27 protein-coding genes are annotated in these 25960 nt (G+C 66.6%); 15 read left to right on the forward strand and 12 right to left on the reverse strand.

Annotation, left to right across the window (positions count from 1 at the left end):
* The 12 genes from H3H36_RS15215 to H3H36_RS15270 all read right to left on the reverse strand — a co-directional run bounded on the left by H3H36_RS15215 (position 1) and on the right by H3H36_RS15270 (position 9745).
* On the reverse strand, positions 1–426 hold the full coding sequence (locus H3H36_RS15215; RefSeq protein WP_182218935.1) for an MSHA biogenesis protein MshK: 426 nt from the start codon (positions 424–426) through the stop codon (positions 1–3).
* Positions 411–1202 carry a type II secretion system protein GspM gene (locus tag H3H36_RS15220; protein WP_182218936.1) on the reverse strand — a complete coding sequence of 264 codons (792 nt, stop codon included), beginning with the start codon at positions 1200–1202 and terminating at the stop codon, positions 411–413. The genes H3H36_RS15215 and H3H36_RS15220 overlap by 16 nt, the downstream gene beginning before the upstream one ends.
* The gene (locus tag H3H36_RS15225; protein WP_182218937.1) at positions 1199–1879 is read right to left on the reverse strand and encodes a hypothetical protein; all 681 of its coding nucleotides are present in this window, start codon (positions 1877–1879) and stop codon (positions 1199–1201) included. Before H3H36_RS15225 ends, H3H36_RS15220 begins: the two co-directional genes overlap by 4 nt.
* Entirely contained in the window at positions 1876–2820 is a 945-nt protein-coding gene (locus H3H36_RS15230) for an agglutinin biogenesis protein MshI (RefSeq protein WP_182218938.1), read from the reverse strand. Before H3H36_RS15230 ends, H3H36_RS15225 begins: the two co-directional genes overlap by 4 nt.
* Before the next feature lie 236 nt (positions 2821–3056).
* A complete protein-coding gene (locus H3H36_RS15235) occupies positions 3057–3539 on the reverse strand; it encodes a pilus assembly PilX family protein (RefSeq protein WP_182218939.1) in 483 nt (160 codons plus the stop codon).
* Entirely contained in the window at positions 3536–4423 is an 888-nt protein-coding gene (locus H3H36_RS15240; RefSeq protein WP_182218940.1) for a type II secretion system protein, read from the reverse strand. Before H3H36_RS15240 ends, H3H36_RS15235 begins: the two co-directional genes overlap by 4 nt.
* Positions 4423–5043, reverse strand: a complete 621-nt coding sequence (locus tag H3H36_RS15245) for a prepilin-type N-terminal cleavage/methylation domain-containing protein (protein WP_182218941.1) — start codon at positions 5041–5043, stop codon at positions 4423–4425. Before H3H36_RS15245 ends, H3H36_RS15240 begins: the two co-directional genes overlap by 1 nt.
* Positions 5033–5593: a pilus assembly FimT family protein gene (locus H3H36_RS15250; RefSeq protein ID WP_182218942.1), complete on the reverse strand. Its 561-nt coding sequence runs from the start codon at positions 5591–5593 to the stop codon at positions 5033–5035. Before H3H36_RS15250 ends, H3H36_RS15245 begins: the two co-directional genes overlap by 11 nt.
* Before the next feature lie 88 nt (positions 5594–5681).
* Positions 5682–6209 (reverse strand): type II secretion system protein, encoded by a 528-nt coding sequence (locus H3H36_RS27560; RefSeq protein ID WP_182218943.1) that lies wholly within the window; start codon positions 6207–6209, stop codon positions 5682–5684.
* Positions 6210–6280: 71 nt separating this feature from the next.
* Positions 6281–6790: a type II secretion system protein gene (locus H3H36_RS15260; protein WP_182218944.1), complete on the reverse strand. Its 510-nt coding sequence runs from the start codon at positions 6788–6790 to the stop codon at positions 6281–6283.
* 14 nt (positions 6791–6804) lie between these two features.
* Positions 6805–8040 (reverse strand): type II secretion system F family protein, encoded by a 1236-nt coding sequence (locus tag H3H36_RS15265; protein ID WP_182218945.1) that lies wholly within the window; start codon positions 8038–8040, stop codon positions 6805–6807.
* Position 8041: 1 nt separating this feature from the next.
* Entirely contained in the window at positions 8042–9745 is a 1704-nt protein-coding gene (locus tag H3H36_RS15270) for a GspE/PulE family protein (protein WP_182218946.1), read from the reverse strand.
* A gap of 210 nt (positions 9746–9955) precedes the next feature.
* Between H3H36_RS15270 and H3H36_RS15275 the strand changes: the two genes are divergently transcribed.
* From H3H36_RS15275 to H3H36_RS15345, 15 genes are all read left to right on the forward strand, one after another.
* Positions 9956–10672: an ABC transporter ATP-binding protein gene (locus H3H36_RS15275; RefSeq protein ID WP_182218947.1), complete on the forward strand. Its 717-nt coding sequence runs from the start codon at positions 9956–9958 to the stop codon at positions 10670–10672.
* 10 nt (positions 10673–10682) lie between these two features.
* Positions 10683–11684 (forward strand): ExeA family protein, encoded by a 1002-nt coding sequence (locus H3H36_RS15280; RefSeq protein ID WP_182218948.1) that lies wholly within the window; start codon positions 10683–10685, stop codon positions 11682–11684.
* Between the two features lie 91 nt (positions 11685–11775).
* On the forward strand, positions 11776–13698 hold the full coding sequence (mshL, locus tag H3H36_RS15285) for a pilus (MSHA type) biogenesis protein MshL (protein WP_182218949.1): 1923 nt from the start codon (positions 11776–11778) through the stop codon (positions 13696–13698).
* Positions 13695–15350, forward strand: coding sequence for a tetratricopeptide repeat protein (locus tag H3H36_RS15290; RefSeq protein WP_182218950.1), 1656 nt, complete (start codon positions 13695–13697; stop codon positions 15348–15350). The genes mshL and H3H36_RS15290 overlap by 4 nt, the downstream gene beginning before the upstream one ends.
* A gap of 73 nt (positions 15351–15423) precedes the next feature.
* The gene (locus tag H3H36_RS15295) at positions 15424–17157 is read left to right on the forward strand and encodes a GspE/PulE family protein (RefSeq protein ID WP_182218951.1); all 1734 of its coding nucleotides are present in this window, start codon (positions 15424–15426) and stop codon (positions 17155–17157) included.
* Entirely contained in the window at positions 17157–18359 is a 1203-nt protein-coding gene (locus H3H36_RS15300) for a type II secretion system F family protein (RefSeq protein WP_182218952.1), read from the forward strand. The genes H3H36_RS15295 and H3H36_RS15300 overlap by 1 nt, the downstream gene beginning before the upstream one ends.
* A gap of 7 nt (positions 18360–18366) precedes the next feature.
* Positions 18367–19932 carry a hypothetical protein gene (locus H3H36_RS15305; RefSeq protein WP_182218953.1) on the forward strand — a complete coding sequence of 522 codons (1566 nt, stop codon included), beginning with the start codon at positions 18367–18369 and terminating at the stop codon, positions 19930–19932.
* On the forward strand, positions 19932–20621 hold the full coding sequence (locus tag H3H36_RS15310; RefSeq protein WP_182218954.1) for a hypothetical protein: 690 nt from the start codon (positions 19932–19934) through the stop codon (positions 20619–20621). The genes H3H36_RS15305 and H3H36_RS15310 overlap by 1 nt, the downstream gene beginning before the upstream one ends.
* On the forward strand, positions 20618–21100 hold the full coding sequence (locus H3H36_RS15315) for a hypothetical protein (protein WP_182218955.1): 483 nt from the start codon (positions 20618–20620) through the stop codon (positions 21098–21100). Before H3H36_RS15310 ends, H3H36_RS15315 begins: the two co-directional genes overlap by 4 nt.
* Positions 21069–21827 carry a hypothetical protein gene (locus H3H36_RS15320; protein ID WP_182218956.1) on the forward strand — a complete coding sequence of 253 codons (759 nt, stop codon included), beginning with the start codon at positions 21069–21071 and terminating at the stop codon, positions 21825–21827. Before H3H36_RS15315 ends, H3H36_RS15320 begins: the two co-directional genes overlap by 32 nt.
* A gap of 6 nt (positions 21828–21833) precedes the next feature.
* Positions 21834–22535, forward strand: a complete 702-nt coding sequence (locus H3H36_RS15325) for a type II secretion system protein (protein ID WP_182218957.1) — start codon at positions 21834–21836, stop codon at positions 22533–22535.
* 2 nt (positions 22536–22537) lie between these two features.
* Positions 22538–23293 carry an ABC transporter permease gene (locus tag H3H36_RS15330; RefSeq protein ID WP_182218958.1) on the forward strand — a complete coding sequence of 252 codons (756 nt, stop codon included), beginning with the start codon at positions 22538–22540 and terminating at the stop codon, positions 23291–23293.
* On the forward strand, positions 23293–24009 hold the full coding sequence (locus H3H36_RS15335) for a hypothetical protein (protein WP_182218959.1): 717 nt from the start codon (positions 23293–23295) through the stop codon (positions 24007–24009). The genes H3H36_RS15330 and H3H36_RS15335 overlap by 1 nt, the downstream gene beginning before the upstream one ends.
* 95 nt (positions 24010–24104) lie before the next feature.
* Positions 24105–24677, forward strand: coding sequence for a prepilin-type N-terminal cleavage/methylation domain-containing protein (locus H3H36_RS15340; RefSeq protein ID WP_182218960.1), 573 nt, complete (start codon positions 24105–24107; stop codon positions 24675–24677).
* A 130-nt stretch (positions 24678–24807) separates the two neighbouring features.
* Complete coding sequence (locus H3H36_RS15345; RefSeq protein ID WP_182218961.1) at positions 24808–25890, forward strand: phosphotransferase; 1083 nt, start codon at positions 24808–24810, stop codon at positions 25888–25890.
* Positions 25891–25960: the final 70 nt, after the last annotated feature.

Raw genomic sequence — 25960 nt, forward strand, 5'->3', positions numbered from 1 at the left:
TCAGTCAATATGTGCTGGCCGTTGCGCTGGCTGTCTGGTTATTTGCCGCTTGCCGGCCGCGCTACCGCGTTCGGCGCTGTCCGGGTACAAGGTCAGCACCTGGGTCCGCGCGCCACGGCGCAGCACCGCGTGATTCTTGTCCACCTTGACCAGCAGGGCGCCGTTGAATTTCTCGCCGCGCCGCACGGTCTGGCCATCGATCACGGCCACCTGGCGGCCGTTGCTGCCCACCAGCACCGATTGCAATTGCGGCCCCTTGCTCGCCGGCGGGGCCGCCGCCACGCCCAACACCTGCCGGGCCTCCGGCGGCGGCACGGTGGGATCGGCCAAGCCCTGCGACCAGGCGCACGCGGTCCAAAGCACGGCTGGCAACAGGGCCAGCAGCCGGTGGCGCGCGAACGATGGGCGGCTCACAGTTTCATCCATTTCGTATCCAGGCTCAGGGTGTACAGGGTCAGCGTCAGGCGCGAAGCCGGGTACTGGCCAGCGTCCAGCTTCGCCTTGCCCCAGAACAGTTGGCTGGGCAATGCTTGCAGCGCATCCATGTACTGGATCATGTCCAGGTAGCTCCCTTGCAGCACGATTTCCACGCCGTGCCGGTACAGCAACTCCCTCGGTTTCGGCGCAGCAGGCGCGGCTGCCACGGCGTTCGCGGGCGGGGCCGCCGCCATGCCGGCGGCCGGCGCGGCGGGCGCCGCATTCGCGCCGGACGGGCCCGCCACCGCGGGTTGCTGCGGCGCGGCGACGGCCGGTGCGCCCGGCTCCAGCCTGGCTTCACTCAAGCCGCTGACCGGCAAGGTCTTCATGGACAGCAAACGCAGCTTGCCATTGCCGCGCAGGATATGTTCAAGCAGCGGCGCCACCTTCTCCGGCGCCACCAGTCCCTTTTGCATGTTCTGCAGCGCGGCGCTGCCCTCGTCGATCTGCTTTTGCAGCGATTGCAAACGCGCGCGGCCCTCCGCATCGGGATCAACGACGAAGGCGGCTGCCATCTGTGCGATCTCGCGGTCGATGCCGGCGATCTGGTTCTGCTGCTGGTTAATCTGCGCCAGCAAGACTTTCTGCTTGGCCAGCAGCGGTTCCAGCACCATGGTGTAGGCGAGGAACACGATGCTGGCGGCGACTGCGACGAACACCATGCCCCGCTCGCGCAAGGTCATGGCGTCGAGGCGGGTGCATAACTTGATCCACTGTGCTTTCATTTGGCGGCCTCCGGCATCGCCGATTGCAGGCTGAATTCCACGTAGGGCGACGTGGCCGCGCCCTGCCCGGCGCCGGCCCCCGCACTCGCCACCGGAGCCTGCGGCGCCGTGCCCGACGCTGGCGCACCATCGGGCCGCGCGATCTGCAAGCTGGCGAAGGTACGGCCATGCATCACCTTCTCCGTCGTCAACCGCGCGATGTAACCGGGGATCAGCGTCGGCTGCATGGCCTTGCCTTGCAGGCCGATATCGTTGCCCGCGCCTTCGATCGTCAATCCCGTCAACCACAAGCCGTTGACGTTCTGGCGCGCGAAGGCGCGGAAATATTCGGCGTAGCCGGCCCGGTCCCCCAGCGCGCCGCTGCGCAGCACGCTTTCCACGTCATGCAGCGAGGCCAGGCGCGCTTCCGCTTCCGCGATATTGGCAGCGATCACGGGGCTCTTGGGACGGGGCGCGAACTGGGCCACGGCTTTGTTCAGCATCGTCTCGCGCCCGGCCAGCACGGCCTTGCCGGCGGTCGCGCTGCGCTCGAGTTGGCCGACCTTGTACGAGCCATACCACGTCAGCGCGACCGTGCCCACCAGGATCAGGGCCAGCGATTCGAGCATGGGCACGGCGCCGAACACCTTCTTCTGCTTCAGGAAGATGGGATTGAACAGGTTGATCTGCTGGCTCACAGCGCCACCTCCTCAACCCGCAACGCCGCGCCCAGCGTGAGGAAGAAACGCTGCTGCTGCGCCACGTCCTGCAATGCCGGCAGCTTGCCCAGGTCGAACACGTCACCGAGTTCCATGGCCTCGACCGGCATGTACATATTGCTGGCCAGGTGCTCGTGCAAGCCTTCCACGCCGGTAGGCGCCAGCAGCAGCCTGGACACGCTGATGAAGTTGAACTGGCGGTCAAAGTGGTCGAGCGAGCGCTGCAGCTCCAGCGTGATCTTGTCAAAGCACGCGTGCTGCTTGTCCGTGTCCGGCTCCAGCAACTGCGGCAGCGTCACCTCGATGCGGCGTGCCAGGTACAGTTCGCCCTTGAACGTAATGGTCAGCAAGCCGCCATCGTCATGGAAGGACAGCATGGCCAGCCCGCGCCCCGGCGGCTCCAGCAAGGCCGAGATATTCCGCTGCGCCATTTCGGGAATGTCGATCACGGTCAGCGGAATCTTCGCTTCGCTGAACAGTTCCTGGCACGACTGGATCAGGCTGTTACGCGCGGCCACGGCGAACATGGAATGGCTGCGCGAACCGCCGGTGCTATCGACGGGAATATCGAACACGTCGATGGTGGCGTCGTCGATGTGGAAGTCCAGCATGTCCTTGAGGCGCCAGCGCACGGCCGTCTTCAGTTCCTCCGGCGGCACATTGGGCGCCTCCACCGTCAGCAACTGGTATTCGCCACCGGCCAGCAAGGTGCCGCACTGCATGCGCGCCGCGTGCAATTCCTTGCCCACCCGTTCCAGCGCCTCGGCCGAGCGGCTAGGCTGTACCGGGAAAAAGGTCGCCACTTCCACCGTCGGCTTGCCTTCGCGCACGCGCTTGACGCTGCCGGCGCAGATGCCATCGCTGAGGAAAGAGAGCGTCAGCCAGCCATCATTTTTTTTTGCTTTAGAAAAGTAACCCATGCCGGCAATCTAGTTGTTGAGAGGCCGCTTCAAAATGACTGCAGCTTCGTTGCGGCTCCTCGCCGTGCGAGCCGCACTGTCTTCGTCGCTGCGCCTCGCTGCACGCATTTTGAAACAGCCTCTAAGCAGGCCCCGGAAGGCTGCGCTGCGCTTGATTATATTCAAGTCGCATGGAAAATTTGCGGGATTGTTGCATTCCGCCCCCAAAAACATCAGCTTTTTCACGCCTGTCCTCATCAAAGCTGCGCCTCCACCACGCGCTGCGCATAATCGGGCCCCTTGCTGGCGTTGGGACAGCCGCTGGCGCCCGGCTGGTTGCAGGCCGTGGCGCGGATCCAGAAGTGTTCCGTACCGCCGGCCAGGCCCGCGTTGGCGCCGCAGGTGATCGTCACGCTGAAGGCCGACAGCGTGGTGTTGGCCGGCAAGGCGAACGTGTAGCCGGCCCCGGCAGCCTTGGGACAGCCGAGGCTGGCCGATGGTCCGGCGCCCGCGCCGCTGCGCAAGGCCCGCCACAACGCCCACTCCAGCCCGGCCCGTGCGGCCTGGTAGGCGCGTGCGCCCTGCTGGTCCTGGGTGGCGCCAGCCTGCTGCGACGTGACGACGGAGACGATGGCCACGCCGAGCCCGGCCAACGCCACCAGCAGGAAAATGGCGGTGACGATACCGATGCCAGCCGCGCGCCGCATGGCCCGGATGCGCTGGAAATGCGGCGCGTTCATGGCGTGTTCTCCACGGCGGCCTGGTGCGCCAGCGTGACCGTTTCCGTGCTGTTGGCGCGGCCCACGATCAAGGTGATACCCACCAGTCCGCTATGCACGTTCTGCAACTGGGTGTAGGAAAAATTGCAGCCAGCGACGTTGCCGGCCAGGATGGCGTGCTGGATGGTTTGCCCCGGCGGGTTGGACATCGCCGACGGATCGGCCTGGCTGGTGTTGAATTGATAGTTCCAGTAACGCGTCAATTCCATGCCACCCGTGGCCGCCGGCGCGCAGCGGAACGTGACGGGCTGCGTGGCCACGCTGAAACGCTGCGTGGGCGAGGTATTCGGAATGCCGTTGACGGGCACCGCGAACGGATTGCTGACCAGCGTCACCACATTGCCGACCGGCGCGCTGGCCACCTGCGCCCGGTTGCCGCCCGCGTAGGCATCCGCCGTCACGTAATCCGGCCCCAGGTTGTAGACCACGATGTAGTCGCCGGCCACGATGTTGTACGGGAAGGCGGGCATGTCGCCCACCACGGTGAAGGACTTGTTGGCCGCATTCTGGAAGTCCAGCGCCGGGCCACCGGCGTTGTCGTCCACGGACAGATAGGTGCCGGCCGCCTTGGTGGGAATGAATTCCAGCAGCACCACGCTGCCCGACGTCAGCACGCGCACGCTGTTGGGCAAGGCGCTGTGCAGTTCGCGCGTGATGCGGCGCAGCGCCAGGTCGGCCACGTCGCTCATTTCAGCCCTGCCCGCAGCGTCCACGTAATTCTGCACGGGGCGGCGGATGAACAGCACCATGACGCCGGCCAGGATGCTCGTGATCACCATCACGACGATCATTTCGACCAGCGTGAAGCCGCGTGCGGGCGAGGATGGGATGCGGATGGCCATCATCAGTCCGTCGTCCTTGGGGCGTAGCGCGTGCGGTAACCGTCGAGCGTGATTTTGTCGCTGCCGTAATCGACGTTGATCGTGATGCGCAGCGCCTCCATGTTGGCGGGCGAGGTGTCGCCCGCCACCGTCATGCCGGCCGGGCCCAGCGTGGCCGGCTCGATCGCGACGGTGGCCGTGAAGCCCGTCAACGGCGTGGCCGCGCCGCCCATGGGCTGGCCGGCCGCGTCCACCAGCTGGCCGCCGCTGAGGAAGGATTGCTGGGCCGTGCCGGACGCCGTCACGTAATCGTTGACGTTATTGTAGGGACGGGTTTCGCCATTCTCGGGGCCGAACGCTTCCACCGTCGCCTTGCATTTGGTGGTGTCGCCGGCCGCGCCGATGGCGGCGCTGGTGGCGGTGGCCGCGTTAGCGTCGGATGGGTCGCAGAAGGTGAAGCGGGCTTGCTGCACTTCTTCCATCAAGGCTTCTGCCAGCAGCAGCGCCTGCTTGCGGCGGGCCGGTTCGGCGCTGGCCTTGGTGGACATGTTGAGCAATTGCAGCACCGTCACGGCGGCCACGCCCATGATCACCATGAACATGACGAGTTCGATCAGGCTCAGGCCGCGCTGGTTAGTGGACATAGCCCGTCTCCGCTTCCACGATGACGTTGACGCTGGTGCCGCCGCCGCTGACGGTGATGGTCAGCGGCGTGGTGAAGGTGGATGCCGTGCCCAGCGGATTGGCGGCATCGGCCGCGTTGTAGGGCCGACCCATCGCATCGAAGAAGAACATGCCGCCCGGCCCCACTTCAGTGGTGCGGCTGGCGCTGACGGTGAGGCTGTCCGGTTTGCCTTCGCACATCCAGGTGGAGACATAGCTGCCGCCAATCTGACACTGGGCCTTGGTGTAGGCACTGCCGCTGTTGTTGCCGCCCGGCGCGGGGACGGCATCGCTGGCCGCGCAAGCCGCTTGCACGCACAGTGCGAAGCGGCTGCCGGTGGCGCTCACGTACACGGGACGGTTTTGCGCGATGGCCAGCTTCTGGCCATAGCGGATGACGGCCTTGGCCTGGTCCGCGTACTCGCGCGCCTGGATCGGAGCGTTGTCGAAGTAGCGGGCAACGGCGACGGCCGCCAGCACGCCCATCACCACCATCACGGTGACGAGTTCGACAATGGTGAAACCGGCCATTGCGCGGCGCGCAGTGCACCGCGCGCCGTTGTGCCAATTCATATGAATAGTGTTCAGTCTCAGCCGAAGGCCAGCGCCTGGCTAGCACTTATTGGCAAGTCGACGTGACTAGCGTGACGACCGGCGGCGTGTTGGCGTTAGCAGCTTCCTTGTACGACAGGTAGCAAGTCACCGCCGTCGCCGTGCCCTTGATACTGTTCGGGACAACGACAAAGCCATTTGCTGGCACGGTCGGCGTGGTCGTCGTCGCTGGTACGTCGCTGCTTGTATTGTTGGGCGTGATCAGATAATCGTTCTCTGTGAGTCCGGCCGCGTTAGCCGTCGCGGTGCTCGCGCCCGGATAGGACGCGACCAGCGGAATGGAAATACCGTCGTTGGTGATCTGCGTTGCGGAAGGATTGAGTAATGCCTGTCCATGCACCATGGCCGCAGTCGTATTCAGTGCGCCGCGCGCCGCCTGCAATGAAGCAACACGCGCGTCGCCACCAAGACTCGCAAATCGGGGCAAGGCCGTGGCCGCCAAAATACCCAGGATGACAATCACGACGATCAGCTCGATCAGGGTGAAACCAGCCTGTGCGGACGGACGGACGCTATGCGGTGCTTGCTTGTTCATTAACTTCTCCAAATCGCCATACAAATCAGAAATTCACAAGGGACGGTGCGCAGCAATCTGGTTGGGCGGCGCTAGTCATTCACTTGCTCAAAGGTCACACCTGCGTTTTCAGATGCTCCTGATGGCTTGGCGACTTTTGTGGGCAAGCGCAACAATTTTACCTTGAATTTCAACAGTTTCGCGGGAGCATTTCCAAAACTTTCGCGGTTATTTAACAAATAGATCAACGTCTTGTCATGCCGATCAAAGTACCAGTTTCCGGCAGGTAATTCATTATTATCAGGAGAGAAATATTCCCCCAGATAATTAGCCGGTTTGCGGTCCAGCAGCCCGATGGGATTCTGCGCCGCCAGCACGCCGAGGTCGACGCCCCGCCCCGGCAATTGCGCCTGCGTCGCCTTCACTTCCAGCGCGGCGCGGATGTTGGCCGCCACTTCCTGCACGGCCACCAGCTCGGCCTGCTCCTGGTAAAACGCCACCCGCTCCAGCAACACCCCGGCCAGGATGGCCAGGATGGCAACGGCGACGGCGAACTCGAAGCGGCTCGCACCGCGCTGGCGCCACCGTTGCAAGCGCCCCACAGGCGGCCGCCTCTTCATTTGTGCAACGCCACTTTGCCCAGGTCCCAGATCGGCAGGAAGATGCCCAACGCCAGCACCAGCACCAGCACGCCGAGAAAGGTGATCAATATCGGTTCGATCTGGGCCGACAGGGTCTTCAATTCATAATCGACTTCGCGCTCATACATCTGGGCGATCTCGTCCATGAGATCGTCGAGCGCGCCCGTCTCCTCGCCCACCGCGATCATTTGCAGCACTACGGGCGTGAACACGCCGGCCGCCGCCGCCGTGCGCAGGATGCTGTCGCCGCGCTCCACACCGTCGCGCATCTGCTCCACGCGCGCGGACAGGTAAGCGTTGTCGACCGTCTGCGCCACCACCGTCAAGCCCTGCACGATGGGCACGCCGCTGCGGGCCGACAGCGCGAAACTGCGCGCGAAGCGGGCCATCGTGCCCTTGAGGATGATCTTGCCGGCCACCGGCACTTTCAGCTTGAACTTGTCCCAGCGATAGCGCCCCTGGGCCGTCGCGATCCAGGCCCGGAAGCCCAGCACGGCCGCCACCGCCATCGCCACCAGCAGCGGCCAGTAATGGACGGTGAAATTGGAACTGCCGATCAGGATGCGCGTCATCAGCGGCAACTCGGCATGGAAGGACTCGAACACCTTCACGAAGGCGGGAATGACGAAGATGTTCACGATCACCATGGCCGCCACCATCGCCACCACCACGAAGGTCGGATAGCGCATGGCCGTCTTGACCCGCTCGCGCATGTCGCGGTCGAACTCCATGTGATCAAACAATCGCAGGAACACTTCCTCGAGCCGGCCCGTCATCTCCCCCACCCGCACCATCGACAGGTAGAACGGGGTGAACACGGTCGGGTGGCGGCGCATGGCGGCCGACAGCTCGCGGCCCGAATCGAGCGATTCGCGCATGTCCTTGATGACCCGCCCGAACGCCTTGCTGACGGCCGATTCCTGCAAGCCGGCCAGCCCGCGCATGATGGGCACACCGGCCTTGAGCAAGGTGTACAGCTGGCGGCTGAACAACTGCACGTCCATCGCCGTCACCTTCTTTTCCGTCAGCTTGACCCACCATGCGTCCCCATTCGAGGCATCCGTGGCGGCCCGCTTGGTGACGCTGATGTCGATCGGCGTCACCCCGGTATTGAACAACTGGTCGGCCACGGCGCCGCTGTCGGTCGCCTCCAGCACTCCCTGCATCAGTTCGCCGCGTGCGTTGCGGCCCTTGTAAGCGTAGAGCGGCACGTCAATCCTCGAACTGGTTGCTAATGCGCATGGCTTCGGCCACCGTCGTGCGGCCCTGCACCACCAGCTGCACGGCGTGGCGGCGCAAGGTGTTGCCCGCCATCTGGGCGGCGGCCGCCTTCAGGAAAGCGTTGGCGTCGTGGTGGTTGGCCGCGTCGACCACGGCACTGGTCATTTCCAGCAATTCATAGACCCCGGTGCGCCCCCGGTAGCCCATGCCGTTGCAGTGCGAGCAGCCCTTGCCGTGGAAATAGTGGCCGGTGCCGGCCTGGTCGCCCAGTTCCAGTCGCAGCCATTCCGTCTCCGTGGCGCTCGGCTGGTAAGGCGTGGTACAGCTTTCACAGATCACGCGTACCAGGCGCTGCGCCAGCACGGCTTGCAGCGAACTGCCCACCATGTAGCGCGGCACGCCCATGTCCATCAGGCGCAGCGGCGTGCCCAGCGCATCATTGGTGTGCAAGGTGGACAGCACCAGGTGGCCCGTCATCGCGGCCCGCAGGCCGATCTGGGCCGTTTCCTGGTCGCGCATCTCGCCCACCAGCACGATGTCGGGGTCCTGGCGCAAGGCCGAGCGCAGCACGCGCGCGAAGTCGAGGTCAATCTTGTCGTTGACCTGCACCTGGTTGATGCCGCGCAGCCGGTATTCGATCGGGTCTTCCACCGTGATCAGCTTCTTTTCCACGGAATTGAGTTCGGCCAGCGCGCAATACAGCGTCGTGGTCTTGCCGCTGCCGGTGGGGCCCGTCACCAGCACCAGGCCGTTGGGGCGCTGGATGATGGCGCGGAATTTGTCCAGGATGGGCTTGGGCATGCCGATCGCGTCCAGCCGCAAGGTGGTGCCGGCCTGGTTGAGCAGACGCATCACCACCGATTCGCCATATTGCGTGGGCATGGTGGAGATACGCACGTCGATGCGCTGCTGCTTGACGCGCACGGCGAAGCGGCCATCCTGCGGCAGCCGCTTCTCGGAAATGTCCAGGTCAGACATCAGTTTCAGGCGCAGCGCCAGCGCCGGCGCGATCTTGATGTCGGCCTCGGTCTGCAAATGCAGCACGCCATCGATGCGGAAGCGGATCTGCAGGCGCCCTTCCTGCGGCTCGATGTGGATGTCGGACGCGCCCACCTGGGCCGCGTCGTCGAACACCGATTGCAGCAGCTTGACGATGGGCGCTTCTTCCAGGTTGGGGTTGACGGCCAGCGCACCGAAGTCCACCGATACGTCGCCCAGGTCCTGCTCCAGCTCGCGCGCCAGGTCCGTGATGTCGTCCGTGCGGCGGTAGATGCGGTCGATGGCGCCCAGCACTTCCGTCTCGTTGACGACGGCCAGCTGCACGGTCTTCTTGAGGATGCGGGAAATCTCGTCGTAGGCGAACAGGTCGGTCGGGTCCGACATGCCCACCAGCAGCGAGGCGCCGCGGTCCTCGAGCGCCAGCGCGCGGAAGCGGCGGGCCTGGGTTTCGGGCAGCAGCCGCACCACGTCCGGGTTGATGTTATAGAACTTCAGGTTCAGGTAGGGAATGTCGAGCTGGCGGGCCAGCGCGCCGGCGATCTGCTCCTCGGTCACGTAGCCGCTCTCGATGAATAGCCGGCCCAGCTTGCGCCCGCTGCGCTTTTGCTCGGCCAGGGCCAGCCCCAGCTGTTCCTCGGACAGCAGCTTTTGCTGCACCAGGATTTCCCCCAGGCGCACTTTTTCCGGCCTTGCCATGTATTCTCCTCCAGTTCTGTCGCCGCCCAGCGCGCGCTGCGGCCATTCTAGTCCAGAAAATTGTCCTTGCCAGCAATCTACCCTTCGGAAAATCATGAACGTCGCCAGAATACCGCTTCATAGGGGAAATTCACGTTTGCACTAGCAAGATCAGGGGGGAATGCGCTACAGTGTGGGTCGCTTACCACTCGCGCGCTCAGACCGCTACACATGACCGACCCTGCATTGCGAATCCACCAGCTTGCCAAGCGCTATGGCGACACCTGCGTCTTGCAGGACGTGGATCTGGAAGTGGCGGCCGGCGAGTGCGTGGCGCTGGTTGGCGTGAACGGCGCGGGCAAGACCAGCCTGATGAAATGCCTGCTTGATTTTTGCGCAGTCGATGGCGGCACCATCCATATTTTCGGCCGCGACCACCGCCAGCCGGCCGCCCGCGCGCCGCTCGGTTTTCTGCCGGAGCGCTTCACCCCGCCCTATTACCTGACGGGAGCGGAATTTATACGGTACATACTAAGCCTGCAGGGCCAGGCGGCCGACCCGGCCGCCATCGACGGCATGGTGCGGGCGCTGGACCTGGAGGTGTCGGCCTTGCAACGTACGGTGCGCAGCTATTCCAAAGGCATGACCCAGAAACTGGGCCTGGCCGCCTGCCTGCTGGCGCCCAAGGCCCTGTACGTGCTCGACGAGCCCACCAGCGGCCTCGACCCGAAGGCGCGCGCCCTGTTCAAGGCCCAGCTGCTGGCCAGGCGCGCGGCCGGCAGCGCCCTGCTGTTCACCTCCCACCTGCTGGCCGACGTGGACGAGCTGTGCGACCGCATGGCCATCCTGCACGCTGGCCGGATCCGCTACGCCGGCACGCCCGCCGACTGCCGTGCCCGCTACCAGGCCGACACGCTGGAGCAGGCTTTCCTGCGCTGCATCGCCTGAGGCCGCCACCATGTACCGTTCCCATTTCGGCCTGCAGGAATCCCCGTTCGGCATCACGCCCAACCCGGCCTTCTTCTACGCCGGCAACACGCGCGGCGAAATCCTGCAGGCGCTGCTCTATGTCGTCACCCATGGCGAAGGCATCATCAAGGTCACCGGCGAGGTCGGCAGCGGTAAGACCATGCTGTGCCGCATGCTCGAAAGCCAGCTGCCACCCCACATCGAAGTGATCTACCTGGTCAACCCCAGCCTGTCGCCGCTGGAAGCGCTGTTCGCCATCGCCAGCGAGCTGGGCCTGCAGCCGGCCGGCAAACGGGGCGACGAGGTGCTGCGCGAACTGCACGCCGACCTGATCGCCAAGCACAGCGCCGGCAAGCAGGTGGTGCTGCTGGTGGAGGAAGCGCAAGCCATGCCGCTGGCCACGCTGGAGGAAATCCGGCTGCTGACCAACCTGGAAACGGCCCGCAACAAGCTGCTGCAAATCGTGCTGTTCGGCCAGCCCGAGCTCGATGAGCACCTGGACCTGGCCAGCATGCGCCAGCTCAAAGAGCGCATCACCCACAGCTTCGACGTGCCGGCCATGCCCCCGGAACTGGTGCCCGAGTTCCTCGACTTCCGGCTGCGCGCGGCCGGTTACGCGGGACCGGCGCTGTTCAGCCAGAAGGCGGCCTTGCGTATCGCCCGCGCCTCGGGCGGCATCGTGCGGCGCATCAATATCCTGGCCGACAAGGCCTTGCTGGCCGCCTACGCGGCCGACGCGGAGCGGGTCGAGGTGGACCATGTCAACAACGCGATACAGGAAACGACATTCAAGAAGAAAAACCGTATCGTATCGCACGCCACCACGGCGCTCACGCTCATCATCGTGCTGTTGTTAGCCGGCATCGCGTGGCTGCTGTGGCGCCCGCCCCTGCCGGCGCTGGCGCCGGCCCGGCCCGCCGCCGTGGCCCAGGTGGCACCGCAAGCGGCGCCACCCGTGGCGGCCGTCTCGTCAAAGAATTTGCCTCAATGAAACGTAATGGTTGCTGGACAAGTTAAATTGTAAGATCATGTCGACTAGAATTCCAAAAGCACAACATTCAGCGCAAGGGGCGGACAGATCAATGAAAAACCACGTTGCTCCCTTGATCCCGGCCCTGTGCGGCATGCTGCTGGCCGGCTGCGCCAGCGCGCCCATGCCCGACTCGCGCAGCCATATCACCGAAGCGGCCCGCCCGGCCGGCGCCATCCCCGAGCCGGTGCAGGAGAGCGTGGCGCTGGCGCCGCCCAAGCCGGCCGCCAAGGTGGAAACCTACAGCGTGACCGTGCACAAGGTGCCCGTGCAGTCGCTGCTGTTCGCGCTGGCGCGCGACGCCGGCCTGAACGTGGACATCCACCCCGGCATCGAAGGCACGGTGACGCTCAACGCGCTTGACCAGACCATGCCGCAGTTGCTGGCCCGTATCGCCAAGCAGGTCGACATGCGCTACGAGATCGACGGCAACAACCTGGTGGTGCAGCCCGACACGCCCGTGTGGCGCAACTACAAGGTCGATTACGTCAACATCGCGCGCAGCACCAGCAGCAGCGTCAACATCGCCACCCAGATCTCGACCACGGGTGGCGGCTCGGCCAGCAACGTCAACACCGGCGCCACCAACAGCCCCAGCGCGCTCAACAGCACCAACAACGGCGCGTCGGGCAACAACAATTCGACCACGGCCGTCAACAACCGTTCGGATAACAACTTCTGGTACACGCTCGAGAAGAACATCCGCGACATGCTGCGCCCGTCCAACCTGTACGACACGCCGATCGACCCGCTGGCCGCGTTCCACGAGCAGCCGGCCAACGCGGCCGCGCAAAGCCAGGCCATGGCCATGCAACAGCAACAGCAGCAGGCCGGCCAGAGCAACCAGATGACGCCGGCCATCTTCGCCCCCCAAGGCGCGGCCGCCTTCAACGCCAATCCGGCCGCCCAGCAGCAGCAACAATTGCAGCTGCAGGAAAAGCAGGCCGCCTTCAAGAACCAGGCCTCCGTCATCACCAATATCGAGGGCGGCCTGATCGCCGTGCGCGCCACCGCCCGCCAGCACGAGAAGATCCAGCAATTCCTCGACATCGTGCTGGGCGCGGCCAAGCGCCAGGTGCTGATCGAAGCGACCATCATCGAGGTGCGGCTGAGCGACCAGTACCAGCAAGGCATCAACTGGAGCAGCCTGGGCAAGGGCGGCCTCAAATTGACCCAGGGCCAGGTGGGTAACGCCACCTTGCCATCGGACGTCATCCCCGGCACCTCGCCGGGCGTATTCGTGCTCAATTACGCCAACCCCACTTCGCGCCTGGGCAACATTGCCACCACCATCCAGCTGCTGGAAACGTTCGGCAAGGTCAAAGTGCTGTCCAGCCCCAAGATCAGCGTGCTCAACAACCAGACCGCCCTGCTGAAAGTGGTCGACAACAACGTGTTCTTCACCATCAAGGTCACGCCAGCCGTGTTAGGCAGCAATGGCTCGCCGACCACCCCGGCCACCTATGAATCGCGGCTCGAGACGGTGCCGGTGGGTTTCGTGATGAGCGTCACGCCGCAGATTTCCGACACCGATGAAGTCACGCTCAATGTGCGCCCCACCATCACCCGCATCGTCGGCTACGTGCAGGACCCCAACCCGGCGCTGGCGGCCGGCCAGGTGGTGAGCAAGGTGCCCGTGATCCAGGCCCGGGAGCTGGAATCGATCATGAAAGTGTCGAGCGGTCAGGTGGCCGTGATGGGCGGCCTGATGCAGGACTCGGTCGACAACACCAAGGATGGCGTGCCGGGCCTGAGCGCCCTGCCCGTGGTGGGCAACCTGTTCTCCTACCGTAACGAAAACAATGTCAAGACGGAGCTGGTCATCTTCATGCGGCCGGTGGTGGTCAAGGACGCCAGCATCAATGGCGACTTCAAGGAGTACCGTTACCTGCTGCCCAACCAGGACGCGGCGGCGCCCGCGGCCCCGGCCGCCAGCGCCGCCCCTGTCACCCCCTTGAAGGCGGATGGAACATGAGCCTGCTGATGCAAGCGCTGAAAAAAGCAGAGCGCGCCAAACAGAACAGCATTCCCGAGACGGAGCTGGAAAAACCGTCCGAGGCCTTCGACGAGCTGCTGGCTCTGACGCCGCAGGAAACAGCGCCCCCGGCGCGCGCCGGCGGCGAGTTCATGCTCGACCTGGAGCCGCTCGATGGTCCGCCCGTGACAGCCACCCCGGCCGCGCCGGCGCCCGTCCCCATGCCGCCGGCCGCGCTCGATGCCGCGCTGGCACCGTTGTCGTTCGAGACGGAGCCGCCCATCCCCGTGCTGGCCGTGGCTGATGAAGCGATCCACGATCCGGTGCCGCCCCAGGCCCGCCAACAGGAGCCGGGACGGCCGGTGCCGCCGCCCGCCGCGCAAGCGGCAGCCCAGGCGGCCCAGGCCAGCCAGAACGGTGCCGGCGACGGCCGCGCCAAGCCCGATGCGCCGCGCGGCGCCGCGCGCGCGCGCGCCGCGGCAGCCGCTTCGATGGCCAGCGGCGGGGCTGGAATGGACCCGGCCAAGATCCGGCTGGCGGTATTGAGCGGCGTTGCCGTGCTGATCGCGGCCGTGTTCGGCTATATCTACTGGCAAGCCCTCACGGGCCCCGGCCCCGGCGCCCGCCTGCCCATGGTGCCCATGCCGCCGCCCAACGCCACCACGGGCGCCGCTTCGGCCCAACTGGTTGTCGCTGCGCCGGGCGCGGCCACCAACGGCCCGCCCACCGGCGGTGCCCAACCCAGTGCCGCGCCGCTCCCCGCCGCGCCGGCGGGCGTTCCCCTCCCCACTGGCGCGACGCCCGCTGCGATCGCTGGCGCTCCGATTGCGCCGGCTCCGGCCGGGGCTGCGTCAGCCCAGTACCTGATACCGCCCCCGTCCGGCCCCGTCACGCAGGAAGAGTACGCCCGGCACGACCAGCCGCCGCCCGAGCCAGCGATGAACAATGCGCCGGCATTGAACGCCCCGGCTGGCGCCAAACCAGGGGTACCCGGCCAGGACGCGCTGGCGCCGCTGGCCGCCCCTGACAACAGCGACATCAAGGTGGCGCGCAGCAGCGTTCCGTCACAGACCGACCCGAACCTGGAAGCGGCCTACCAGGCCTTCAACGGCGGCGACCTGGCGCGCGCCCAGCAGCAATACGCGCTGGCCCTGCGCACCGACCCCAACAACCGCGACGCTTTGCTGGGCACGGCCGCCGTGGCACTGCGCCAGCGCCAGGGGCCGCAGGCGGCCGCCATCTACAGCCGCCTGCTGGACCTGGACCCGAACGATGGCGACGCGCTGGCCGGCCTGATAGGCTTGCGCCAGGGCGACGCGGCCCTGGCCGAGCTGCGCCTGAAGACCATGCTCACCCGCACGCCCGACGCGGCCCCCCTGCAATTCGCGCTGGGCAACTTGTACGCGCGCCAGGGCCGCTGGTCCGAGGCCCAGCCAGCCTACTTCCGGGCCTGGTCGGCCGCGCCGGACAACGCCGATTACGCCTACAACCTGGCCATCGGGCTGGACCGCCTGAACCAGGGCAAGCTGGCCCTGACCTATTACCAGAAGGCGCTGGCACTGGCCCAGGACGCACCGGCCAGCTTCGACCGCGCGGCCCTGCGCCTGCGCCTGCACCAGTTGAACCAGCTGTACCACCCGGCCCAGCAATGAGCCAGCGATGAGCCAGCGACCCCAGCAACAAAGACACTAGCAACACGCATGCGGCGCACGCCGGCAGAACACCATGGCAGAACAACCTAAAATCCCGCTCGGCAAATTGCTGATCCAGAAAGGCGTGATCAGCGAGGACCAGCTGCGCATTGCCCTGATCGAGCAACGGCGCAGCCAGGAACCGCTGGGCAAGCTGCTCATCACGCTCGGTTTCGTCACCGAGGCCACGGTGCGCGAGGCGCTGTCGAAGAACCTGAACCAGCAAAGCGCCGACCTCAACAGCCTGGTGGTGGACGCCATCGCCCTCAAGCTGATCCCCAAGGACGTGGCCAAGCGCTACCGGGTGTTCCCCATCGTCTACGAGCGCCACAGCGACAACCTGATCCTGGCCATGTCCGACACCAGCAACATCGTGGCGCTGGACCAGATCAGCGCCATGCTGGTCAAGGGCATCACCATCACGCCGCTGCTGGCCGGCGAATCGGACATCCAGCGCGCCATCGACCAGTATTACGGCTTCGAGCTGTCGATCGATGGCATCCTGCACGAGATCGAGACGGGCGAGGTCAATTACGCCAGCATCGCCGGCAGCACCTCGGACGAATACAGCCAGCCCATGGTGCGCCTGATCGACGCCCTGCTGGCCGACGCCGTGCAGAACGGCGCCTCCGACATCCATTTCGAGCCCGAGCAGTCGTTCCTGCGCATCCGCTACCGCATCGACGGCATCCTGCGCCAGATCCGCAGCCTGCACAAATCCTACTGGCCGGCCATGGCCGTGCGCCTGAAGGTGATCTCGAACATGAACATCGCCGAGACGCGCGCGCCCCAGGATGGCCGCATCTCGATCAAGTTCTCGGGCCGCCAGATCGATTTCCGCGCCTCGGCCCAGCCCACCACCCACGGCGAGAACGTGGTGCTGCGGGTGCTGGACCGCCAGAAAGGCATCGTCCCGCTCGACGGCCTGGGGCTGGGCGAAAACGAACTGAATCTGCTCAAGCTGATGATCGCCCGCCCCGACGGCGTGATCCTCGTGACGGGCCCGACCGGCTCGGGCAAGACCACGACGCTGTATTCCATCCTCAACCACATCAACACGGAAAGCGTCAACATCATGACGCTGGAAGACCCGGTGGAATACCCGATGAACATGATCCGCCAGACCTCCGTCAACGAGTCGGCCAAGATGGGTTTTGCGGACGGCATCCGCTCGATGATGCGGCAAGACCCCGACATCATCCTGGTGGGCGAGATCCGCGACAAGGAAACGGCCGAGATGGCCTTCGCGGCCGCCATGACGGGCCACCAGGTGTATTCGACCCTGCACACCAATTCGGCCATCGGCTCCGTCACCCGCCTGCTCGACATCGGCATCCTGCCCGACATCATGGCCGGCAACATCATCGGCATCGTGGCCCAGCGCCTGGTGCGCAAGCTGTGCACCCACTGCCGCGAACCGTTCGAAGCCGACCCGCTCGAGCGCCGTCTGCTGGGCCTGCCCACGCCGCCGGCCCACGACGGCGAGCAGGAAGCGCTCACGCCGCAGACCATCTACCGCGCCGTCGGCTGCGAACGCTGTGCGCACCAGGGCTACAAGGGCCGCATCGCCATCATGGAATTGCTCAAGATGACGGCCGAACTCGATGAACTGGTGGCCCGGCGCGCCTCCTCGCGCGAGCTGAAGACGGCCGCCACGGCCGGCGGCTTCCACTCGCTGGTGGACGACGGCGTGCGCCGCGTGCTCGAGGGCGTGACCACGCTGGAGGAAGTGGCGCGCGTGGTGGACCTGACCGACAGGCTGAGCTGATGCCCCAATACATCTACCGCGCCATGGATGCCGGCGGCCAGCTGTTGCCGGGCAATATGGACGCCGCCAACGAACCGGACCTGGAACTGCGGTTGAGCCGCATGGGCCTGGACCTGGTCGACTGCAAGGTCACGCGCCAGAAGGTGGTGGCCATCAAGCGCGTCATCACGCGCAAGGACTTGATCAACTTCTGCTTCCACATGGAGCAGCTGACGGCGGCCGGCGTGCCCATCCTCGAAGGCCTGGACGATTTGCGCGAGAGCATGGACCACCCGCGCTTTCGCGAAGTGATCACCGACCTGATCGAGAGCATCGAAGGCGGTCTGCAACTGTCGACGGCGCTGGCGGCCTATCCGGACGTGTTCGACGTCACCTTCACCAGCCTGATCGCGGCAGGCGAACACAGCGGCAAGCTGGCCGAGGTGTTCAAGAACCTGTCCGAAAGCCTGAAGTGGCAGGACGAGCTGGCGGCCCAGACCAAAAAGATGATCATGTATCCGGCCGTGGTGGGCGTGGTGGTCACCGGCGTGACGTTCTTCCTGATGATTTATCTCGTGCCGCAACTGACGGCCTTCATCAAGAACATGGGCAACACGCTGCCGCTGCACACGCGGGCGCTGATCTTCGTGTCCAACATCTTCATCCATTACTGGTATCTGCTGCTGGCCCTGCCCGTGGCGGCCTGGTTTGGCGCCCGGGCCTGGCTGGCGCGCAGCGAGACGGCGCGCTACCGCTTCGACGCGCTGCAACTGCGCATCTGGATGGTGGGCCCGGTGCTGCACAAGGTGATCCTGGCCCGCTTTGCCACCTTCTTCGCGCTGATGTATGCTTCCGGCATCACCATCCTCGAATGCATCCGCCTGTCCGAGGGTATCGTCGGCAACCGCGTGGTGGCGGCCGGGCTGCGACAGGCGGCGCGCCTGATTTCCGAAGGCCAGGGCGTGACGGCCGCGTTCCAGAACACGGGCATCTTCCCGCCGCTGGTGATCCGCATGCTCAAGGTGGGCGAGGCCACCGGCGCGCTCGACGGCGCGCTGCGCAACGTGGCCTATTTCTACAACCGTGAAGTGAAGGAAATGATCGAGAAGGTGCAGGCGATGATAGAACCGGCCATTACCGTGGTGCTGGGCCTGCTGCTGGGCTGGATCATGCTGTCGGTGCTGGGCCCGATTTACGACACGATCAGCAAGATCAAGACCTGAGGCCGCCGTGCTGCGCAACCATTTACTCTACCTCACCAGCGAACAGCTGTGCGTCTACCACTGGCGCCTGGGCAAGCTCACGACCGGCCCCTGCTTCGCGTCCGACGACGATGGCATCGACGCCTTCATGGATTACATCGACGCCGCGCCCGTCGGCCCGTGCTGGCTGCTCACCGACCTGATCGAGGAGGATTACCACCGCCTCACGCTGCCGCACGTGAGCGGCAAGGCCGGGCGCCAGATGCTGCAGCGCCGCCTGATGCAGCAATACCGCGAGACGCCGTACCGCCACGTGAGCATCCAGGGCCGCGCGCCCGAAGGCCGGCGCGACGACATCGCCCTGCTCAGCGGCCTGACCAACCCCTCCATCGTGCAGCCGTGGATCGCCGCGCTCGAAGCGTTGAAGGCGCCGCTGGCCGGCCTGTATACGACCACCCTGATGAGCGACGTGCTGCGCCGCAAGCTCGGCCTGCACCATGAACACCTGCTGCTGGTGACGGAACAGTCGGGCGGCTTGCGCCAGAGTTATTTCCGCGACGGCCAGCTCAAGTTCTCGCGCCTGACGCTGGCCATCGACCGCGACGGCGTGCCCGTCAACGTGGCCGCCGAGACGGGCAAGACGCTGCAGTTCCTCACCAGCGTGCACCTGATCGAACGGGGCGACGTGCTGCACACGGCCATCGTCACCCCGTCCGACCAGATAGAACGCTTGTCGGCGCTGTGCCGCAACGGCCCGGAGACGGCCTACCATTTCATCCCCATGGAGACGGCCGCCGCCAAGGTGGGCTTGCCCGAGGCGCCGCGCCTGGCCGACACCTTGCTGCTCAAGCTGCTGGGCGCCGAGCTGCCGCGCAGCCACTACACGCTGGGTCAGGCGCGCCGCTACTACCAGCTGTGGTGGGCGCGGGTGGCCATGTATGGCGCCAGCGCCGCCATCCTCGGCTGCACGCTGATGTGGGCCGCCGTCAGCCTGTGGCGGGCCGGCGAGGCTGACAACGCGGCCACCCGCATGCGGGCCGAGACGGCCCGCTACGACAGCCAGTATCAGGCCGTGATGTCGGACATGCCGCCGGCCGTGGCCAGGACGGCCAACATGAAGGCGGCCGTGGCCATCGAACGCATGCTGGCCGAGAAAGGACCGGCCCCGCTGCCCATGGTGCGCATGCTGAGCAACGCGCTGGAGCGGGCGCCCCTGATCCGGCTCAACCGGCTCGACTGGCGCGTCGACCTGCCCGGCGCCGCGCCGGCGCCGTCGGCCATGCAGGGTCCGGCCGACAGCGGCCCGGCCACGCCCGTGCCGTCGCGCCTGCTGGGCCTGCCCAGCGCGCCACCGCAGGCGCTGCACCTGGAGGCGGAAATCAGCGGCCAGCAGGACGACTACCGGGCCGCGCTCGACGCCATGCGCCAGTTCGCCCAAGCCCTGGCGGCCCAGCCGCACATGGCGGTGGAGATCGAATCGCAACCGCTCGACACCCGGCCCACCGTCAAGCTCAGCGGCAAGGCCGGCGTGACGGCCGGCGTGACGGCCGAGGACAAACTGAAATTCGCCTTGAACCTGATCTGGAATCCTTGATGAACGCAGCCGCCACCTTGCCCGGCAAGAAAAAGAAGCCGGCCGTCACCATCGCCGTGCCCTACTGGGTGCGCGAATTCGCGTTGATCCGCTGGGGCGTGGTCTCCCTGGCGGCCAGCGTGGCCGTGGGCGTGGCGGCCGTGGTGGTCAGCAACGCCCAGCTGCGCGACGCCAGCGCCACCCGCACCCACGTGCAGCAAGTGCGCGACGCCGCCTATGCCCGCTATGCCGACGCCGATAATGAAAAGCGCGAGATCCGCACCTTCCAGCCCCAGTTCCTCGTCATGCGCGAGCGCGGCCTGGTGGGCGAGGAGAACCGCCTGAGCTGGCTCGACGCGATCCGCCGCATCCAGGAAGAGCGCCGCCTGCAACCCATCAGCTATGAGATCGCACCGCAGCAGCCCGTGGCGCTGGAACCGGGCATCGCCAGCGGCGACTACCAGTTGCATGCCAGCCGCATGCGCTTGCACATGGATCTGTTGCACGAGCTGGACTTGTTCAACTTCCTGGAAGATTTGCGGGCACGCGGCTATTTCGCCGTGCAAGATTGCGCCATCAAGCGCCTCGGCGCCAACCTCAACCAGGCCGACGCGCCTACGCTGGCGGCCGATTGCACGCTCAACTGGCTCACCCTCACGCCCGGCGCGCCGGCTGTGGGCGTGCCATTCAGCAGCCGGAGCAAGCCATGACCTCGCCCCACCCCGGCTGCCCACGGGCGCGCACCGTCCCGCCTGTCCGCCGACCGCTCCTGGCACTGGTCCTGCTGGCAGCGCTGGCCGGGCCAGCGCCGGCCCAGACCCTGGGACTGGGCCGCCTGTTCACCTCCAACGACGAGCGCCTGGCGCTCGACATGCGGCGCGGCACCAGCCCGCCCGCCCAGAGCGGCGCCATACCCGGCGCCACCACGCCCATGATGGCCGCGCCACCACCTGATGCCGCACCTCCGGCGCCACCGCCGGAACCGGCGCAGCTGAACGGCGTAGTACGGCGCAGCAGCGGCAAGTCCACCGTCTGGATCAACCAGGTGCCTTATGCCGACAGCAACGCCCAGTTGCGGCCCGACCAGTCGGTCAAACTGCAACTGTCGTCCGGGCGCACGGTGGTGCTCAAGCCTGGCCAGCGTTTCAATCCCGCCGATGGCACCGTACAAGAAGCGGCCGGACGCTAGCGGCGCCCACGCCCGCGCCAGCGCGCGCCAGCGCGGCGCGGCCTTGCTGCTGCTGTTGGCGCTGATGGGCGTGGGCGCGGCCAGCCTGCTGATCACGGCCTTCAGCAGGGGCGACCGCGAGGTACGCCACACCCGCCAGACGCTGGCACGCATGGGCGCCGCCACCGATGCGCTGGTGGGCTACGCCACGGCCCAGGGCCGCCTGCCGCGTCCGGCCGTGTCGGCCACGGATGGGCGAGAGCGGCCGGCACCGTGCACGTCGGAGGAAAGCTGCACCGGCTTCCTGCCCTGGGTCACGCTGGGCGTGGAAGGGGACGACGCCTGGGGCAAGCGGCTGCGCTACAGCGTCACGCCAGCCTACACGGTGGCGCCCGTGCAGCGCATTTCCACCATCGCAACCAAGACCGTGCAAACCCGCTACCCCGGCGGCGCGCTGGCCTACCTGGCCGGCCAGGGCGGCTGCGAACTGGCCGCGCAATGCGCGCCGCTGGTGGTATTGTCGCAGGGACGGGACAATTTCGGCAGCACGGTGCTGGGCATCGTGCTGCCCAACACGGCCAGCGGCAACGTCGACGAGCAGCTCAATGACCAGGGCAGCGCCCATTTCATCAGCCGCCCCGCCACCACCGACGCCACCGTCCCCGGCGGCGTGTTCGACGATCTGGTAACGTTCGTGCCGCTGGATTTTTTATACAAACAGATGGGAACGGCGCGCAAGCTGCCGTGACGGAACATGAAGCGCACACAACACGGTTTTACCCTGGTCGAGATCGCCATCGTGCTGGTCATCGTCGGCCTCATGATCGGCGGCCTGGTCACGCCGCTGAGCGCCCAGCTCGAACAGCGCCGCGTGGGCGACACCCAGAAGGCGCTCGACGATGCGCGCGAAGCGCTGATCGGTTTCGCGCTGCGCAACGGCTACCTGCCCTGCCCCGCCGTCTCGGCCAGCAACGGCCTGGAAGACCGCAGCGAGAACCGCTGCCGCGGCGAACGCCGGGTCGGCTACCTGCCATGGGCCACGCTGGGCTTGAGCAAGCTCGACAGCTGGAACCGGCTGTACCGCTACAGTGTCTCGCCCGGTTTCAGCGACAGCGCCGTCCATTTCAATTTCCAGACCGCGCGCGACATCAGCATCGCCACCCGCGACGGCGCCGGCAACCTGGTGCCGGCCACGCTGGTCAATGACATCCCGGCCGTGATCCTGTCGCACGGCAAGAACGGCTTTGGCGCCAGCACCGACCAGGGCACGCTGGTGGCCGACACCTCGGCCAGCAACCAGGACGAGAAAGTGAACGCCAGTTCGGCCATCGCCTTCATCGCCCGCGACCCCAGCGACAACCCGGCCGCGCCGGGCGGCGAATACGATGACCTGGTGACGTGGGTCTCGCCCTACATCCTGTTCAACCGCCTGGTGGCGGCCCAGCGCCTGCCCTGACCATGCACTGGCCCGTCGTCATCATCGCCCGCCACACGCTGCGCGAGGCCTTGCGCAACCGCCTGCTGTGGCTGCTCGTGCTGGCCGCCTGCGGCGCCATCGGCGCCAGCGGCCTGCTGCACGAGGTGGCCCTGACGGAAAGCGGCCAGTTGCAGACGGCCCTGCTGGCGGCCGTGCTGCGGCTGGCCGCCGTGTTCCTGGTGGCCACCTTCGTCGTCACCAGCATGGTGCGCGAGGCCAACGACAAGGGCCAGGAACTGCTGCTGGCGCTGCCGCTGCCGCGCGCCGTCTGGCTGCTGGGCAAGCTGGCCGGCTTCGCCGCGCTGGCCATGCTGCCGGCCGCCCTGTTCGGCGCGCTGGCCGCCTGCGTGGCGCCGCCCGGCCAGGCCGCCCTGTGGGCCTTGTCACTGCTGGCCGAACTGTGGATCGTGGCCGCCTTCAGCCTGCTGTGCATGCTCACGCTGAGCCAGGTGCTGCCGGCCCTGGCCGCCGCGTTCGCCTTCTACCTGCTGGCGCGCACGGCGTCCACCCTGCAACTGCTGGCGCACGGCCCCGGCCGGCATGATGCGCTGCTCACGCGGGCGATCGACGCGCTGGCCCTGCTGTTGCCCAGGCTGGACGCCTGCGCCCGCACCGACTGGCTGCTGTACCACGGCGGCACGGCCGCTGAACTGGCCGCCATCGGCATCCAGAGCGCCATCTACGTCACGCTGCTGACGGCCGCCGCCCTGTTCGACCTGTACCGCAAGAACCTGTGATGGACAACCGCCCCCTGCGCCGCGTGCCCCGTGCCGTGCCGGTCCTGCTGGCGCTGGCCCTGGCCACGCAGGTCTGGTGGCAGGCGGGCCACCAGCCAGCGCCGCCCGGCGCCCAGCCGCTGCCGCCACCGCCCGCGCTGGCCACGCTGCAGCTGGCCAGCCTGGGCGAGCGGGCCGCCTTGTCGCGCGTGCTGATGTTGTACGTGCAGGGCTGGGACGACCAGCCTGGTGTGAGCCTGCCCTGGCGCAGCCTCGATTACGAGCGCCTGGCCCAATGGCTGGGCCGGGCGCTCGACCTCGATCCCCGCAGCCAGTATCCGCTGCTGGCCGCCAGCACGCTGTACACGGCCGTGGACGACCCGCAGCGCGTGCGCCGCATGCTCGAGTTCGTCTACCAGCGCTTTGGCGAAGACCCCGACCGGCGCTGGCCGTGGCTGGCCCAGGCCGCCATCATCGCCCGCCACCGGCTGCACGACCTGCCGCTGGCGCGCCGCTACGCCCAGGCCATCCGGCTGCGGGCGACGGGGCCGCAGGTGCCGCCGTGGGCGCGCGAACTGGAAGCGTTCGTGCTGGAAGACATGAACGAGCTAGCCAGCGCCCGCGCGCTGATCGGCGGCCTGCTGCACGATGGCCGCATCACGGACCCGAACGAGCTGCGTTTCCTGGCCCGCCGGCTCGACGCACTCCAGGCCAGGGAGCAAGCGCAGGCGCATTGAATCGTGCGCCCCTTCCGCCGCGGCGCGCCATTCTTTATGATGCGCAATTCGCTCAGGAAATGTAATATAGCCTTATGCCTCGAAAGGAACTTCTCATGCACCGTCCACCTGCGCGCGGCCCGGCCCAACGTGGCTTCACCCTGGTTGAAATCGCCATCGTCCTCGTCATCATCGGCCTGCTGCTGGGCGGCGTGCTCAAGGGCCAGGGTTTGATCGACAGCGCCAAGGTCAAGAACATCATCCAGCAATCGAACTCGCTGTCGGCCGCCGTCAACGCCTACCAGGACAAGTTCCGCGCCCTGCCCGGCGACGACGTGCAGGCCACCATCCACGCCCCCGGCGCCACCGGCAACGGCAATGGCGATGGCCAGATCGCCGAATACCAGCTGGCGCCCCAGCACCTGGCGCTGGCCGGCTTCATCACGGGTTCCTACAATGGCAGCACCGACTTCATGACCAGCGCCCAGGGCGGCGCCGTCTACATTTACAACGACATCGTGGCCGGCCGCGGCGGCAACGGCATCCGCTTCGACAACCTGCCCGACTCGTTCGCCGAGCAGATCGACAGCAAGCTCGACGATGGCAAGTTCAACACCGGCTCCGTGCGCGCCACCGGTAACTACACCAACAACGGCACCATCATCACCCGCACCGCCCTGTTCTTCTGACAAAATCGGGGACGTACCCCAATTTGCCAAATTGGCAAAACCGGGGTACGTCCCCGATTTTAATAAATGGAAAGCACGGACGTACTATTCATCCGCTAGAATGGGTTCTCCTTTCAACGCGGGAGACACCATGTTCGAGGAATTCATCGGTACCAAGGCCGTATCGGCGCGCCACCAGTTCGACGTGGCGGCGCTCGACGCCTACCTGCGCCAGCACGTGGCCGGCTACCCGGCCGGCACGCTCACGGTTGAACAGTTCAAGGGCGGCCAGTCCAACCCCACCTTCAAGCTCAGTATCGCCGGCCAGCAGCAATGCCGGCATTATGTGCTGCGCACCAAGCCGGCGCCGGCCGCCAGGCTGCTGCCGTCGGCCCACGCCATCGAGCGCGAATACCGGGTCATGGACGCGCTGCAGAAAGCCGGCTTCCCGGCCGCCCGCCAGTATGCCCTGTGCACCGACGAGAGCGTGATCGGGCGTGCCTTTTACCTGATGGAATTCGTCGAAGGGCGGGTGCTGTGGGACCAGGCCCTGCCCGGCATGACGCCAGCCGGGCGGGCCGCCATCTACGACGAGATGAACCGCGTCATCGCCCAGTTGCACAGCATCGACTACGCCGCCATCGGCCTGGCCGACTACGGCAAGCCGGGCAACTACTTCGCGCGCCAGATCGAGCGCTGGAGCAAGCAATACCTGGCCTCGCAGACCGAGCCCATCGCGGCGATGGAGCAGCTGATCGCGTGGCTGCCGCACCACATCCCGCCCGGCGAGGCAACGTCCATCGTGCACGGCGACTTCCGGCTCGACAACCTGCTGTTCCATCCGAGCGAGCCGCGCATCCTGGCCGTGCTGGACTGGGAACTGTCGACCCTGGGCCACCCGTTCGCCGATTTCTCCTACCATTGCATGAGCTGGCACATCGCGCCGGGCCAGTTCCGCGGCATCGCCGGGCTGGACCTGGCGGCGCTGGGCATCCCCTCGCAGCAGCAATACATCGCCCGCTACGCCGAGCGCACCGGCAAGACCATCCGGCTGGAGGACTTCAATTTCTACCTGGCGTTCAATATGTTCCGGCTCGCGAGCATCATGCAAGGCATCATGAAACGCTACGTGGACGGCACGGCCGCCAGCGCCCAGGCGCTGGCCTCGGGCCGGATGGCGCGTCCCATGGCCGAACTGGCCTGGGACTACGCGCGCGGACGCAAGCACGTCTGAGCCGGCCGGCCCCGCCCCGGGGACGGCGCGGGCCATGTGTCGCGCCAGCCGCGCGCCGCTGCACTTGCCG

The sequence above is a fragment of the Rugamonas fusca genome (genome assembly GCF_014042365.1).
Classification (GTDB): domain Bacteria; phylum Pseudomonadota; class Gammaproteobacteria; order Burkholderiales; family Burkholderiaceae_D; genus Rugamonas; species Rugamonas fusca.

What these genes read in the sequence shown, in the direction of transcription:
- H3H36_RS27560 (WP_182218943.1), bottom strand. Translation starts at nt 6,209, where the DNA reads ATGAACAAGCAAGCACCGCATAGCGTCCGTCCGTCCGCACAGGCTGGT.
- H3H36_RS15215 (WP_182218935.1), bottom strand. Translation starts at nt 426, where the DNA reads ATGGATGAAACTGTGAGCCGCCCATCGTTCGCGCGCCACCGGCTGCTG.
- H3H36_RS15295 (WP_182218951.1), top strand. Translation starts at nt 15,424, where the DNA reads ATGGCAGAACAACCTAAAATCCCGCTCGGCAAATTGCTGATCCAGAAA.
- H3H36_RS15240 (WP_182218940.1), bottom strand. Translation starts at nt 4,423, where the DNA reads ATGATGGCCATCCGCATCCCATCCTCGCCCGCACGCGGCTTCACGCTG.
- H3H36_RS15235 (WP_182218939.1), bottom strand. Translation starts at nt 3,539, where the DNA reads ATGAACGCGCCGCATTTCCAGCGCATCCGGGCCATGCGGCGCGCGGCT.
- H3H36_RS15280 (WP_182218948.1), top strand. Translation starts at nt 10,683, where the DNA reads ATGTACCGTTCCCATTTCGGCCTGCAGGAATCCCCGTTCGGCATCACG.
- H3H36_RS15230 (WP_182218938.1), bottom strand. Translation starts at nt 2,820, where the DNA reads ATGGGTTACTTTTCTAAAGCAAAAAAAAATGATGGCTGGCTGACGCTC.
- H3H36_RS15270 (WP_182218946.1), bottom strand. Translation starts at nt 9,745, where the DNA reads ATGGCAAGGCCGGAAAAAGTGCGCCTGGGGGAAATCCTGGTGCAGCAA.
- H3H36_RS15300 (WP_182218952.1), top strand. Translation starts at nt 17,157, where the DNA reads ATGCCCCAATACATCTACCGCGCCATGGATGCCGGCGGCCAGCTGTTG.
- mshL (WP_182218949.1), top strand. Translation starts at nt 11,776, where the DNA reads ATGAAAAACCACGTTGCTCCCTTGATCCCGGCCCTGTGCGGCATGCTG.
- H3H36_RS15315 (WP_182218955.1), top strand. Translation starts at nt 20,618, where the DNA reads ATGACCTCGCCCCACCCCGGCTGCCCACGGGCGCGCACCGTCCCGCCT.
- H3H36_RS15220 (WP_182218936.1), bottom strand. Translation starts at nt 1,202, where the DNA reads ATGAAAGCACAGTGGATCAAGTTATGCACCCGCCTCGACGCCATGACC.
- H3H36_RS15330 (WP_182218958.1), top strand. Translation starts at nt 22,538, where the DNA reads ATGCACTGGCCCGTCGTCATCATCGCCCGCCACACGCTGCGCGAGGCC.
- H3H36_RS15320 (WP_182218956.1), top strand. Translation starts at nt 21,069, where the DNA reads ATGGCACCGTACAAGAAGCGGCCGGACGCTAGCGGCGCCCACGCCCGC.
- H3H36_RS15275 (WP_182218947.1), top strand. Translation starts at nt 9,956, where the DNA reads ATGACCGACCCTGCATTGCGAATCCACCAGCTTGCCAAGCGCTATGGC.
- H3H36_RS15325 (WP_182218957.1), top strand. Translation starts at nt 21,834, where the DNA reads ATGAAGCGCACACAACACGGTTTTACCCTGGTCGAGATCGCCATCGTG.
- H3H36_RS15245 (WP_182218941.1), bottom strand. Translation starts at nt 5,043, where the DNA reads ATGTCCACTAACCAGCGCGGCCTGAGCCTGATCGAACTCGTCATGTTC.
- H3H36_RS15335 (WP_182218959.1), top strand. Translation starts at nt 23,293, where the DNA reads ATGGACAACCGCCCCCTGCGCCGCGTGCCCCGTGCCGTGCCGGTCCTG.
- H3H36_RS15250 (WP_182218942.1), bottom strand. Translation starts at nt 5,593, where the DNA reads ATGGCCGGTTTCACCATTGTCGAACTCGTCACCGTGATGGTGGTGATG.
- H3H36_RS15340 (WP_182218960.1), top strand. Translation starts at nt 24,105, where the DNA reads ATGCACCGTCCACCTGCGCGCGGCCCGGCCCAACGTGGCTTCACCCTG.
- H3H36_RS15310 (WP_182218954.1), top strand. Translation starts at nt 19,932, where the DNA reads ATGAACGCAGCCGCCACCTTGCCCGGCAAGAAAAAGAAGCCGGCCGTC.
- H3H36_RS15290 (WP_182218950.1), top strand. Translation starts at nt 13,695, where the DNA reads ATGAGCCTGCTGATGCAAGCGCTGAAAAAAGCAGAGCGCGCCAAACAG.
- H3H36_RS15345 (WP_182218961.1), top strand. Translation starts at nt 24,808, where the DNA reads ATGTTCGAGGAATTCATCGGTACCAAGGCCGTATCGGCGCGCCACCAG.